The organism is Nocardia sp. NBC_01730, assembly GCF_035920445.1.
Classification (GTDB): Bacteria; Actinomycetota; Actinomycetes; order Mycobacteriales; family Mycobacteriaceae; genus Nocardia.
Genome location: NZ_CP109162.1, coordinates 6,351,719 through 6,364,686, shown reverse-complemented (window position 1 = coordinate 6,364,686; position 12,968 = coordinate 6,351,719). Strand labels below are relative to the sequence as shown.

Below are 12,968 nucleotides of genomic sequence, written 5' to 3'. Positions count from 1 at the left end.
CTCACCGCTGCCCCGCGGGTGCGCTCAGCACCCCGAGCACGGCATCGGCGGCATCGCGCAGCGGTCCACGGCGGCGCACCGAGACCCCGCCGCGTTCCACGCGCTGCGCGAGCCCGGTCTGCGCGCGGACGGCGGCGAGCAACGGAAGATCGAGCACCTCGGCGACCTCGGCTCCGCGCAGACCACCGGGCGCGGGTCCGCGGACAATCAAGCCCCGGTTCGGGTTTCGACGCGCGACGTGGGCAGACACCGCCTCGGCGGCGGCGACAGCCCGCAGCCGCGCCGGGACGACCAGAACGACGAGATCCGCCGAGTCGAGCATCTGGTCGGCATGCGGACCCCGCTCACCCGAAATGTCGCAAACTACCAAATCGCCTGCACCCCGGCCCGCTTCGATGACCGCACGGACGGCGGCCGATCCGAGCTCACGAGGCAATCGACCCGCACCACGGCGGCCGCAGGACAGCACCGCCAGGCCGGAAGCGGCGGTGGGCAGCGCGCCGTGCAGCGCGGCAGCGGACACGCGCCCGTCCTCGACGACCAGGTCGGGCCAGCGCGGACCCGCCGTGGTCTCGATGCCGAGCAGCAGGTCGAGGCCACCACTGAACGGCGCGCCGTCGACCAGCAACGTTTCGTGGCGGAATCCCTCGGCGGCGGCGCGCAGCGCGAGCGCGGCGGCCAAGGTGGACGCGCCCGCGCCACCGCCCGCCCCGACGATGGCGACGACGATACCGTCGCCCGCACGGTGCTCGCCGTACTGGGCGAACATTTCGATCAGCCCTACCGCGGCACCGGGCAGGGCGATAACTCGCTCCGCGCCGACCGACGCCGCCGCCTGCCAATCGAGCAATCCCGGCTCACCGTCGGTTACCAAGACCACACCCGCCCGGCGCAGATAGCCGGCCGACGCCGCGTCTCGTGCGGCGTTTGTGTCCAGGACCACCAGCGGCGCACCGGTCCACGCGTACCTGCCGACCGGGTGTAGCCGCTCGTCGAGGCCCCGCTGGGCGGCGGCCGCGACGCGCCGGACTTCGTCGCTGAGACGGTCGTCGTCGATGAGCACGAGAGCCGGTGGCGGGCCGTCGGCCGGTGGCGCTTCGAGATTCATGCAGGTCAGCGTTGCCGAATACGCTCAAGGAGAGAAGAGGCGAAGTGCCGAATGTGGACAACTCGCGGGCTGTGGATAACTTCCCGCGCCACGCGAACCGCGAACCGTCCCCGAAATAGAGGACGGCCCCAGCCGGGGGGGGAGGAGGCTGGGGCCGTCGGGGTTCAGCCCCGGGGGGTCGGGCTGAACGCGCCTGGACTATGTCCAGGTGCCACAAATACTACACCCAAGCCCCGGACACAACGCAAGTCTGCCGCCGGAGAACTTTGCAACCGTCGTGCCCCGGCGTCTGCGGGGCAAACTCACCCGTAACGTCGCGTGCTCCGACCCGCCCTCCACCGGGGTCCACGCATGCCTAGGGGCACGCCGAGCCAACACAGAGGCAGCCGCACATCAAACACAGCCAGACTCTGTCCGCCCTCAGCCCGCGCCGGGCCGAGCGAAGGCGAGGCAGCCGCACATCAAACACAGCCGGACTCTGTCCGCCCTCAGCCCGCGCCGGGCCGAGCGAAGGCGAGGCAGCCGCCTATCCTGGTCGGGTGGACAACCCAGCCACCGCGGGCGGCCGCGTCGCCGCCTTCTTCGATCTCGACAAGACAGTGATCGCGAAGTCGAGCACGTTCGTGTTCAGCAAGCCCTTCTACGCACAGGGACTGCTGAACCGCCGCGCCGTCCTGGAGAGCAGCTACGCCCATTTCCTGTTTCTGCTGTCGGGCGCCGACCACGACCAGATGGAGCGGATGCGCGCCCATCTTACGAACATGTGCGCGGGCTGGGATGTCGAGCAGGTGAAATCCATTGTGGCCGAGACTCTGCACGAGCTGGTCGACCCGCTGATCTACGCGGAGGCTGCCGATCTCATCGCCGACCACAAGATTCGGGGCCACGATGTGGTGATCGTCTCGGCATCCGGCGAGGAGATCGTCGGTCCGATCGCGGAAGCGCTCGGCGCCTCGCATACCGCGGCTACCCGGATGGTCGTGGCGGACGGCAAGTACACCGGCGAGGTCGAGTTCTACTGCTATGGCGAGGGCAAGGTCGCCGCGATCGAAAAGCTCTCCGCCAGCGAGGGGTACGACCTGTCGCGCTGTTACGCCTATTCCGACTCGATCACGGATCTGCCGCTGCTGGGCGCGGTGGGCCACCCGACGGCGGTCAATCCGGATCGCAATCTGCGCCGCGAGGCAACGGCGCGTGGCTGGCCGATCCTGGCCTTCTCCAACCCGGTGTCCCTGTGGGCACGCTTCCAGGCGCCGTCGTCCACCACGCTTGCGGCGACGGCAGCGGTCGGCCTGAGCGCGGTGCTGGCCGGTGCCATCAGCTACCGGCTCCTGCGGCGGCGACGCTGAGTTTCGACTGCCCGCGCAGCCTGCCCTGCGATGGGTTACGCGGCGAACTCCTAGCATCTGCCGACATCACACGGGGGGCGGGACGACCAGGCATTTAACCACGAAACACCGGATGACATGCCGCTTATTGAATGTTCTCCGATCTCTTGATGTGAGGGCAGTCACAGTGTAGAAATGGAGCTACGGAAGGACGGAAGGCCAAGGCAGGACCGGAAGAGAAGGTATTGTCTCCCATCCCCCCCTTCCCAGCACGGACACCAGGCACCCACGCGGAGCGCGCCGCGACAAGGGCAGAAGCGTTGTGGGCCTGCGAAATACGGATATTCGACGGCGAGGGCCTCGCACAGGTTGCGGGGATGAACCGATGATGTCCGGATTGTCGCCGAGGCCGCAGAACACAACCCACATAGCACGCTTGGTAACCGGGCGTCCGTGCTAGCGGGCGGTGAGGTCGAAAGACACGCCGCCCGCTTTGACGTGTACGGCCCGCTATCCCGCGGAATCGGCGATCGATGTGGCCTCCCGCGCCCCGTCCTCGAACGCGCCGCAGCACAGGATCACCCAACTGCCCACAGCATCCGGATCCCCGGTTCCAAATGCGACGGCCGCATCCAGGTATGCCTGGCGCCTGCGCAACCAGAACACCTCCGGCACGCCGAGACTGTGCGGGTCCAGCCCACTCGACACCGCGACCAGGCGCGAGGCGGCCCGTGCCACCACACCGTCCGCCGTTCCGAACGGTCGCAGGGCCAGTAGCTCACCGTGCACCACCGCGGCGAGTACCGGCGCGGGCGCACTCGATCCGAGCACCGTCTGCACCAGCAGATCCAGCCGCTCCGCCACGCCTGCGTCGCCGCGCGGCCTGCCGAGCGACTCCTCCTTCGGCACCAGATCGACGGCGGCGAGCAGATGCAGCCGCGCCAGCGCCTGCAACGGTGCCCGCTGCCAGGTGCCGACCAGATTTCGCAGCGCGTCCCCGTCCAACGCCTGCCCCACCCGCAGCGCCCCGGCCAGAATCGGATCGGCCACCCGGCCGTCGGCAGGCAGCTCGGTGTTGCCGCCGTCGATGGCAGCCGAGGATCGGGCCGCACGCACCGCGGCCTCGGCCGCCGTAGTGGGCCACCCGCGCCGGTTGGCTTTGTGCCGGTGCACCTCGGCCAAGGCGGCACGGGCCCGGTCGGCCGCGTCCCGGACACCGGGCAGATCGATGAGGGGTTGTAGCGGATCGGTCACGGCATACGAGGCTACTTCCGGTCGCGTGAACCGATCCGGCCTGCCCTATCCGGCCAGCAGGTCGCGCCCCGGGATGGCATCGAGCAGCCTGCGGGTGTACTCCTGCTTCGGAGCGTCGAACACCTCGTTCGTCGTCGCCGCCTCGACCACTTTCCCGCGCTGCACGACCAGCACATCGTCCGCGATCTGCCGGACGACGGCCAGGTCGTGGGTGATGAACAAATACGACAGCCCGAGTTCGGCCTGCAGATCGTTGAGCAGCCGCAGGATCTGCGCCTGCACCAGCACGTCGAGCGCGGAGACCGCCTCGTCACAAACCACCACCTCCGGCTGCAGTGCGAGCGCCCGCGCGACGGCAACGCGTTGGCGCTGCCCGCCGGACAGCTCGTTGGGATAACGCCGCAGCACAGTGGACGGCAGTGACACCTTGTCCAGCAGTTCCCGGACCGTCACCGCACGCTGCTCGGGCGTGCCGATCTTGTGCGTACGCAGCGGCTCCTCGATGCAGCGGTAGATCGAGTACATCGGGTCGAGCGAGCCGTAGGGGTCCTGGAAGATCGGCTGCACCCTGCGCCGGAACGCGAAGGCGCCCTTGCGATCCAGCTTCGCCACCTCCTTGCCGTCGAAGGTCACCGACCCAGAGGTCGGCTCTAGCAGACCGAGCACCATCTGCGCGACCGTCGACTTACCCGATCCGGACTCGCCCACGATGGCTGTCGTCGCGCCGCGCCGCAATCGGAACGACACGTCGTCCACCGCGACGAAGTCGGTCGACTTCCACGGCGTGCCGCCGCGAATCGGGAACACCTTGGTGAGATGTTCGGCCACAACCACATTGTCGTCAACGGCCGTCGGCTCGCCCTCGGCCGTGGCCACCTGCGCGGCGACCTGCGCCGCCTGCGCACGGATCTCGGCCCGCTGCCGCACCGACGACAACCGCTGCGAGGCAAGCGAAGGTGCCGAGTTCACCAACCGCTTGGTGTACAGATGCTGCGGGTCTCGCAGAATCCGCAGGGCCGGACCGGATTCCACCACCCTGCCGCGGTACATGACCACCAGATGTTCCGCACGTTCGGCGGCGAGACCGAGGTCGTGGGTGATCAGCAGAACCGCGGTGCCGAGTTCGGCCGTCAGCCCGTCGAGGTGATCGAGGATCTGCCGCTGCACCGTGACGTCCAGCGCCGAGGTCGGCTCGTCCGCGATCAGCAGCTTGGGGCGGCAGGCCAGCCCGATCGCGATCAGCGCGCGCTGGCGCATGCCGCCGGAGAACTCGTGCGGATACTGGTTGACTCTGCGCTCGGCATCGGACATGCCTGCTTCCTCGAGCAGCTCGACGGCCCGTCTCCTGGCCGCCTTACCTTTCGCGATGCCGTTGGCCTCGAGCGTCTCCCGGATCTGGAACCCGATCTTCCACACCGGGTTCAGATTCGACATCGGGTCCTGGGGCACCAGACCGATGCCGCTGCCACGCACGGCGACGATGTCCCGCTTCGAGGCCGCGGTGAGGTCTTTGCCGTCGAACATAATCTCGCCGGAGGTGACCCGCCCCGTTCCGGGCAGCAGATCGATGACGGCATGCGCTGTCGTCGACTTCCCGGAGCCCGATTCGCCGACGATGGCTACGGTCTGGCCCGGATACACCGACAGGCTCACATCGCGGACCGCGGGCACCCGCTTACCCTCCGCGGTGAAACTCACGTTGAGGCCGGTGATCTCGAGCAGCGGCGTCTGCGCGGCGTCGCTCATCGCTTCCTCGCCTTCGGGTCGAGGGCGTCACGCACAGCGTCGCCCAGCATGATGAAGCTCAGCACGGTGAGCGCCAGAGCCGTCGCGGGATAGAACAGGATCGCCGACGTGCGGATCTCCTTCTGCCCGGAGGCGATGTCCGCGCCCCAGGACACGACCGTGCGTGGCAATCCGACGCCGAGGTAGGACAGCGTCGCCTCGGTGACGATGAAGACGCCGAGCCACAGCGTAGTGACCACGATCAGCGGTCCCGCCGCGTTCGGCAGCACGTGACGCAACAACGTCTGCATTCGGGAGACGCCCAAAGCCTTTGCCGCTGTGACGTAATCACTGTTCTTCGCCTGGATCACGGCGCTACGGGCGATCCGCGCCGCCTGCGGCCAAGTGAACGAGGCGAGGATGACGACCACCGTCCAGATCGTGCGCGAATCCAGCAGCTGCATGATCACGATGGCGGCCAGCATCAGCGGGATGGCATAGAAGACCTCCGCGACGCGAGACACGATCGAGTCGAGCAGCCCGCCGTAGAAGCCCGCGAGCGCCCCGAGCGTGCCGCCGATCAGCACGAACAGCACCGTCGCACCGACACCGGCCAGCACGGAAGCCCGTGCGCCGTAAACGGTTCGGGCATAGATGTCGCATCCCTGCTTGTCGAAGCCGAACGGATGTCCCGCGCCGCTCGGGTCCATGCTGAAGTCGCCGTTGCAGTATCGGGGGTCCTGGCCGGTGAACAACCCCGGCCAGATCACAACGATCAGGACGAACACGATCAACAGCGCCGCGATGACGAAGATCGGATTGCGCCGCAGCTGCCGCCATGCATCACGCCAGATACTGGTCGGCGCACCCGAATCCACCACCACGTCGGTGCCGAGCACCTCGACCTCGTCGGGCGGAGCGACGAAGTGCTCCTGCCCGACGCGCTCCGGGCCGGAGCCTTTGTTCGGGTCAGGCATAGCGAATCCTTGGGTCGAGTGCGGCGTAGAGCAGGTCGATGACCAGATTGGAGATCAGAAAGATGACGATGAGCACCGTGACGAACGAGACCACCGTCGGCGGTTCGCCCCTGGTGATCGCCTGGTAAAGCGTGCCGCCCACACCGGGGATGTTGAAGATGCCCTCGGTGACGATCGCCCCGCCCATCAGCGCGCCGAGGTCGGCACCGAGGAAGGTGATCACCGGGATCATCGAATTGCGCAGGATGTGCACGGTCACCACACGCGGCCTGCTGAGCCCCTTCGCGGTCGCGGTTCGTACGTAGTCGGCGGACATGTTCTCCGCCACCGAGTTTCGCGTCAGCCGCAGCACGTAGGCGAACGACAGCGAGCCCAGCACGAACGCCGGAACCAGCAGCTCCCCGACGCTGGCCTTCCCGGTGACGGTCACCGGCGCGATCCCCCATTTCACCCCGAGCAGGAACTGCGCGAGGAAGCCCACCACGAAAACCGGCACCGCGATGACGATCAGGCTGATCACCAGCATCGTCGAGTCGAACAGCTTGCCTTTGCGCAGCCCGGCGATCAAGCCGAACACGACGCCGAACACGGCCTCGATGACCAAGGCCATGAACGCCAGTCTGATGGTGATCGGAAAGGCACGCGCGAGCTCGTCACGCACCGGCCTGCCGGAGAAGGCCGTGCCGAAGTCCAACGTGACGATGCCCTTCAGGTACAGCAGGTATTGCACGATGAATGGCTGGTCGAGGTGGTAGCGCGCGCGAAGCTGGGCCTCCACCGCGGGCGTCATCGGCTTGTCGCCGGCCAGCGCGTGGATCGGGTCGCCGGGGACAAGGAACACCAGGGCATAGATGAGCAACGTCGCCCCGAGGAACACGGGGATCATCTGGAGCAGACGCCGCACGACATACCAGGCCATTACGCCTCCTGGGTGAGCGGTGATCCGCGCCGCCAACCGGAGACGACGCGAATCGCCGAGCGGCTATTTCTCGATGTTCTCGAAGTCGAACAGACCGTTCCAGGCGAGTTCGGCCTTCTGCACCTTGTCCGAGCGGCCCGCTGCGGCGACGTAGTCGAGCACCGGGATGTCGGCCATGTCCGCGAGCAGCAGCTCCTGCGCCCGCGCGACGATCTTGTAGGACTCCTCCTGGGTCGGGGCGGCCTGAGCGGCGTCGAGCAGACGGTCGAACTCGGGGCTCTTGTAGTCGACGTTGTTGGTGTCGGAGTAGCTGTAGTACTGCGAGGTGAGGAACTGCAGCATCGTGGGGTAATCACCCTGCCAGCCGTACCGGAACGCCTTGTCGATGGTGCGTCCGTTCACCTCGTCGCGAATATTCTTGAACGTCGGGTAGGGTGTGCCGATCGCGTCGATGGCGAGGGTGTTCTTCACACTGTTCGCCACGGCCTCGACCCAGGCCTGATGGCCGCCGTCGGAGTTGTAGGCGATCTCATAGCGACCCGACCACGGCGAGATCGCGTCGGCTTGCGCCCACAGTTTCTTGGCCTCGTCGGGGTTGTACTTCAGCATCTCTACGCCGGGCAGGTTTCCGTCGAACCCGGGCAGCGTGCTCGCGGTGAAGTCGAGGGCCGGAATCCGGGTGCCGTGGAAGATGTTCTCGCAGATCTGTTCTCGATTGATGGCCAGCGAAATCGCTCTGCGCCGCAACAGCCCTTCCGCACCCGCGAAGTGCGCGACATTGGATTGGATGCCGATGTGCTGGTTCTGCGCGGTCGGCTTCGTGATCGCGCGGTCGCCGAGATCTTGCTTGTAGGAGGTGAGCGCGCTGTCGGGCACGGTGTCCAGCGCATCGAGGTTGCCCGCCTGCAGATCCGCGTAGGCGGTGTCGAAGGACTGGTACATCACGAACCGCAGGCCCTTGTTCTTAGCCGGGCGACGGCCCGGGTAGTCCGGATTGGACACCAGATCGATCTTGACGTTGTGCTCCCACGCTCCGGTACCGGCGAACTTGTACGGACCGTTGCCGATCGGGTTCTCCCCGAATGCCTTGATGTCCTCGAACGCGACCTCCGGCAGCGGATAGAACGGCGCGTACCCGAGCCCGGTCTCGAAATCGATCGACGGCGCCTTCAGCTCGATGGTGAAAGTGCGGTCATCGACCACCTTCAGGCCCGACATCGTCTGTGCCGTCGGGTTTTCCGCCGATACCTCCTCGAAGCCGAGGATGGGAGTGAACACATAGCTCTGCAGCTGGGCGTTGGTGCCGAGCGCGCCGTAGTTCCACGCGTCGACGAACGACTTCGCGGTCACCGGAGTGCCGTCGCTGAACTTCCAGTTCGGCTTGATGGTGACCCGATAGTTCTTCCGATCCGTGGTCTGGATCGACTCCGCCATTTCGTCGTGCGCCTTGCCGTCGGCGTCGTAATATTTCAGGCCAGCGAACAGTCGGTCCACCACACGACCACCCATGTTCTCGTTGGTGTTGGTAGGTACCAACGGATTCTGTGGCTCGCCGCCGTTCACGGTGATGATGTCGGCGTCGGCACCGTCGTCCGACGAACAGGCGGCCAGTCCGAGGCTTGTGGCCAGAAGTACAGCCGCGGTCAGCGCCATCGCTCTGTGGAATCTCAACGCATTCTCCCGGTGCGTGAAGGGGGGAAACCGACGACAGGCGCGCGAGGTCCATCAGCGCACGCCGACACGATCCGCCTTGGGTGTTCGCAGAGTATCCACCGCGGCAGACGCTGTCATCGGATCGACCCGAGTTCATTCCACTTGTTACCAATCCGGCAACATCACAGAAACACGTCAAAACTCACGCGAAATTGATCCGTTCGCCGCAACATCGCCTCCGTCGAGGCGATCCGATGGGACCACGGACCGGCCGCCGCCGTGTCGATCGCGCACCGCGTGACGGTATCGAACCCGGTGGGCACACCGGACGCGGCTCAGGTCACAGTTGATTACTGTCGAACTCGGCTGCGTCGATTCGTGCGCTCAGGCTACGTGGAAAGAAGAGATGAGATGACCGAAACCACCGCCGACCACAGGGACTCGTACCCGCCGACCGCGGAATTCGCCGCCGCGGCGAACGCCGATGCCACGCTCTACCAGCGGGCGACGGTCGATCGCGACGCGTTCTGGGGTGAGCAGGCCGATCGGCTGCAGTGGCATCGCCCGTTCGATCGGGTGCTGGACTGGAGTGCCGCGCCGGTGGCGAAGTGGTTCGTCGGCGGCACGCTCAACGTCGCCTACAACTGTGTGGACCGGCATGTCCTGGACGGGTACGGCGACCAAGTCGCCATCCATTGGGAAGGCGAACCCGGCGACTCCCGCGCCATCACCTACACAGAACTGCTCGCCGAGGTGTGCCGGGCGGCCAACTGTTTGACCGAACTCGGGTTGCGGGCCGGCGACCGGGTCGCCATATACATGCCGATGGTGCCCGAGGCCATCGTCGCTATGCTCGCCTGTGCCCGGCTGGGCCTTACCCACTCGGTCGTGTTCGCCGGATTCTCCCCCACCGCCCTTCGACAGCGTGTCGACGACGCCGGTGCCCGGTTGATCATCACTACCGACGGGCAGTGGCGCCGCGGCAAGCCCGTACCGCTGAAGGCGGCTGTCGACGAAGCGCTATCGGCCCATGGTGATGCGCCCTGCAGTGTCGAGCATGTGCTGGTGGTGCGCCGCACCGGGATCGAAGTGCCCTGGGCCGAGGGCCGCGACCTGTGGTGGCACGACACCGTCGGGCGAGCCGCCCCCGAACACCAGGCCCAGCCCTTCGACGCCGAACACCCCCTGTTCATCCTCTACACCTCCGGTACCACCGGAAAACCCAAAGGCATCCTGCACACCAGCGGCGGCTACCTCACCCAAACCTCCTACACCCACCACACCGTCTTCGACCACAAACCCGGACAAGACATCTACTGGTGCACCGCCGACATCGGCTGGGTCACCGGACACAGCTATATCGTCTACGGGCCTCTGTCCAACCGCGCTACCCAGGTCGTCTACGAAGGCACCCCCAACTCGCCGAACGAGCACCGACACTTCGAAATCATCGAAAAATACGGCGTCACCATCTACTACACCGCACCGACCCTGGTACGCACCTTCATGAAATGGGGTAAGCAGATCCCCGCCGCGCACGACCTGTCCAGCATCCGGCTACTCGGATCCGTCGGCGAACCGATCAACCCCGAAGCCTGGCGCTGGTACCGCGAGGTGATCGGCGGTAACCGCACCCCGATCGTGGACACCTGGTGGCAAACCGAAACCGGCGCCATCATGATCTCCCCGCTACCCGGGGTCACCGCCACCAAACCCGGCGCCGCGATGACCCCGCTACCCGGGATCTCCGCACAAGTGGTCGACGAGGACGGCCAACCGGTACACCAACCCCATACCGAGGCCGATTCCTCGGACCGCTCCGCGGTCGTCGGCTACCTCGTGCTCGATCAGCCATGGCCTGCCATGCTGCGTGGTATCTGGGGCGATACCGAACGCTTCCGCGAAACCTACTGGACACGCTTCGCCGAACACGGCTGGTACTTCGCCGGCGACGGCGCCACCCTCGACACCGACGGTGACCTGTGGATACTCGGCCGTGTCGATGACGTCATGAACGTCTCCGGCCACCGCATCTCCACCGCCGAAGTCGAATCCGCGCTCGTCGGACACCACGGCGTCGCCGAAGCCGCGGTCGTCGGCGCCACCGACGCCACCACCGGCCAAGGCATCGTCGCCTTCGTCATCCTCACCGCCGAAACCGACAACACCGGAACCGACCTGATCGACGAACTCAAAGCAGAGGTATCCCAAGAAATCAGCCCGATCGCGCGACCCAGAGAAATCCACATCGTCCCCGAACTCCCCAAAACCCGCAGCGGCAAAATCATGCGCCGCCTACTACGCGACATCGCCGAAGGACGCGAACTCGGCGACACCTCGACCCTGGTCGACCCCAGCGTCTTCGAAGCGATCCGGGTGGGCAAAGCCTGACCCGACATGGGTGAAAACGGCATCCTATGGCCGGTTACGTCCCTCGTCACCGGCCGTGCCCGTTAGAATTGCGTGAGGTGTGCCGGGAAGTCTGGTCGGCGTGCGGTCGTGTGCCCGATAACCTAATTCGGTGGGAGCGCGTCCGCTCGTCCTGACCGTTCCGCCGAAAGGTTCCCCGTGATCACGCAGGTGCGCTCGGAACTGACCCGCTATCTCCGCACCGAGACCGTCGGCGGCGCACTGCTTCTGATCGCGGCAGCTGTCGCGTTGCTGTGGGCGAATTCGCCATGGGCCGACAGCTACGTGCGGATGACCGACACGGTCGTCGCCATCTGGCCGCTGCATGTGGAATGGACCCTGGCCGACTGGACCAAGGACGGCCTGCTCGCGATCTTCTTCTTCGTCGCGGGCCTCGAGCTCAAACGCGAGTTCGTCGTCGGCGAACTGGCCGACCGCAGGCGCGCCGCGCTGCCGATCGTCGCGGCGGTCGGCGGCGTGGTGACCCCGGCGCTGATCGCGTCGGCGGTCGGCTTCGGCGTCCCAGGCATGGAGCGCGGCTGGGCCATCCCGGTCGCCACCGACATCGCGTTCGCGCTGGCCGTGCTCGCGATGACGGGCTCGCGCATCCCGGCAAGCGCGCGCGTGTTCCTGCTCAGTCTCGCGGTGGTCGACGACCTGTTGGCGATCATCCTGATCGCCGTGCTGTTCACCGGCGCACTGTCGCTGCTGTGGTTGCTCGCCGCCGCGGCTTGCTTCGCCGGGTGGGCGCTTGCCCAGCACAAACGGATCAGCACGCCGATCCTCTATGTCCCGCTGGCGCTGGTGTCCTGGTACGCGCTACACGAGGCGGGCATCCACCCGACCCTGGCGGGCGTGGCGTTGGGCCTGCTCACCAGGGTGCGGCCGGACCCAGGCGAGGGGCAGGCGCCCGCCACCCGGCTCGAACACTTGATCCAGCCGATCTCCGCAGGACTGTGCGTCCCGCTGTTCGCACTGTTCGCGTCGGGAGTTCCGTTGGATACCAATGTGTTCGGCGAACTGTTCACCGATAGGCTGGCACTGGCCGTGATTCTCGGCTTGCTGCTGGGCAAGACCATCGGCATCTTCGGGATCAGCTGGGTCGCAATCCGATTGGGCATTGCGAAACGCCCGATGGGGCTGGGGTACCGGGACATGTTCGCCCTGTCGGTGCTCGGCGCGATCGGCTTCACGGTTAGCCTTCTCGTGGCGGAACTCGCGCTGGGCGACGTCGGAGACGGCTCCGCCGTCGAATTGGCGAAGGCCGCTGTGCTGGTCACGTCGATGACGGCGTCGCTCGCGGGTTCGGCGCTACTGTTGCGGCGTGGGCGTGTCCACCAGGCGCGGCGGGACGCGCGTGCGCTACAACGTGAAGAGTGATGCGGCGCGAGCGATGTGCCCGGAGGCGGTAGCCTGCGTGACCACGAAGGGCACCGGGAGCGCCGCAGAGAGAACAGAGCGGCGCGAGCGATGTGCCCGGAGGCGGTAGCCTGCGTGACCACGAAGGGCACCGGGAGCGCCGCAGAGAGAACAGAGCGGCGCGAGCGATGTGCCCGGAGGCGGTAGCCTGCGTGACCACGGAGGGGACCGGGAGC

9 protein-coding genes are annotated in these 12,968 nt (G+C 66.7%); 3 read left to right on the top strand and 6 right to left on the bottom strand.

The window, feature by feature from the left end; translation table 11 throughout:
- Position 1: 1 nt before the first annotated feature.
- A complete protein-coding gene (gene ssd / locus OHB12_RS26720; protein ID WP_327111798.1) occupies positions 2 to 1,108 on the bottom strand; it encodes a septum site-determining protein Ssd in 1,107 nt (368 codons plus the stop codon).
- 539 nt (positions 1,109 to 1,647) lie between these two features.
- Here ssd and OHB12_RS26715 point away from each other — a divergent pair.
- Entirely contained in the window at positions 1,648 to 2,457 is an 810-nt protein-coding gene (locus OHB12_RS26715) for an HAD-IB family hydrolase (RefSeq protein WP_327111796.1), read from the top strand.
- A gap of 489 nt (positions 2,458 to 2,946) precedes the next feature.
- Here OHB12_RS26715 and OHB12_RS26710 read toward each other — a convergent pair whose 3' ends face one another.
- From OHB12_RS26710 to OHB12_RS26690, 5 genes are all read right to left on the bottom strand, one after another.
- Complete coding sequence (locus OHB12_RS26710; protein ID WP_327111794.1) at positions 2,947 to 3,690, bottom strand: oxidoreductase; 744 nt, start codon at positions 3,688 to 3,690, stop codon at positions 2,947 to 2,949.
- A gap of 45 nt (positions 3,691 to 3,735) precedes the next feature.
- A complete protein-coding gene (locus OHB12_RS26705; protein ID WP_327111792.1) occupies positions 3,736 to 5,436 on the bottom strand; it encodes an ABC transporter ATP-binding protein in 1,701 nt (566 codons plus the stop codon).
- Entirely contained in the window at positions 5,433 to 6,392 is a 960-nt protein-coding gene (locus tag OHB12_RS26700) for an ABC transporter permease (RefSeq protein ID WP_327111790.1), read from the bottom strand. Before OHB12_RS26700 ends, OHB12_RS26705 begins: the two co-directional genes overlap by 4 nt.
- The gene (locus OHB12_RS26695) at positions 6,385 to 7,311 is read right to left on the bottom strand and encodes an ABC transporter permease (RefSeq protein WP_327111788.1); all 927 of its coding nucleotides are present in this window, start codon (positions 7,309 to 7,311) and stop codon (positions 6,385 to 6,387) included. The genes OHB12_RS26700 and OHB12_RS26695 overlap by 8 nt, the downstream gene beginning before the upstream one ends.
- A gap of 63 nt (positions 7,312 to 7,374) precedes the next feature.
- Complete coding sequence (locus OHB12_RS26690) at positions 7,375 to 8,964, bottom strand: peptide ABC transporter substrate-binding protein (RefSeq protein WP_327121502.1); 1,590 nt, start codon at positions 8,962 to 8,964, stop codon at positions 7,375 to 7,377.
- Positions 8,965 to 9,375: 411 nt separating this feature from the next.
- On the opposite strand from OHB12_RS26690, the gene acs reads away from it, so the two are divergent.
- Together acs and nhaA are read left to right on the top strand one after the other, a co-directional pair.
- Complete coding sequence (gene acs / locus OHB12_RS26685) at positions 9,376 to 11,355, top strand: acetate--CoA ligase (RefSeq protein WP_327111786.1); 1,980 nt, start codon at positions 9,376 to 9,378, stop codon at positions 11,353 to 11,355.
- Between the two features lie 180 nt (positions 11,356 to 11,535).
- Positions 11,536 to 12,753, top strand: a complete 1,218-nt coding sequence (nhaA, locus tag OHB12_RS26680) for a Na+/H+ antiporter NhaA (protein WP_327121500.1) — start codon at positions 11,536 to 11,538, stop codon at positions 12,751 to 12,753.
- Positions 12,754 to 12,968: the final 215 nt, after the last annotated feature.

Bases quoted from the DNA above. Each gene is read 5' to 3' on its own strand.
- ssd (WP_327111798.1), bottom strand. From the start codon at position 1,108: ATGAATCTCGAAGCGCCACCGGCCGACGGCCCGCCACCGGCTCTCGTG.
- OHB12_RS26705 (WP_327111792.1), bottom strand. From the start codon at position 5,436: ATGAGCGACGCCGCGCAGACGCCGCTGCTCGAGATCACCGGCCTCAAC.
- OHB12_RS26700 (WP_327111790.1), bottom strand. From the start codon at position 6,392: ATGCCTGACCCGAACAAAGGCTCCGGCCCGGAGCGCGTCGGGCAGGAG.
- OHB12_RS26695 (WP_327111788.1), bottom strand. From the start codon at position 7,311: ATGGCCTGGTATGTCGTGCGGCGTCTGCTCCAGATGATCCCCGTGTTC.
- OHB12_RS26690 (WP_327121502.1), bottom strand. From the start codon at position 8,964: ATGGCGCTGACCGCGGCTGTACTTCTGGCCACAAGCCTCGGACTGGCC.
- acs (WP_327111786.1), top strand. From the start codon at position 9,376: ATGACCGAAACCACCGCCGACCACAGGGACTCGTACCCGCCGACCGCG.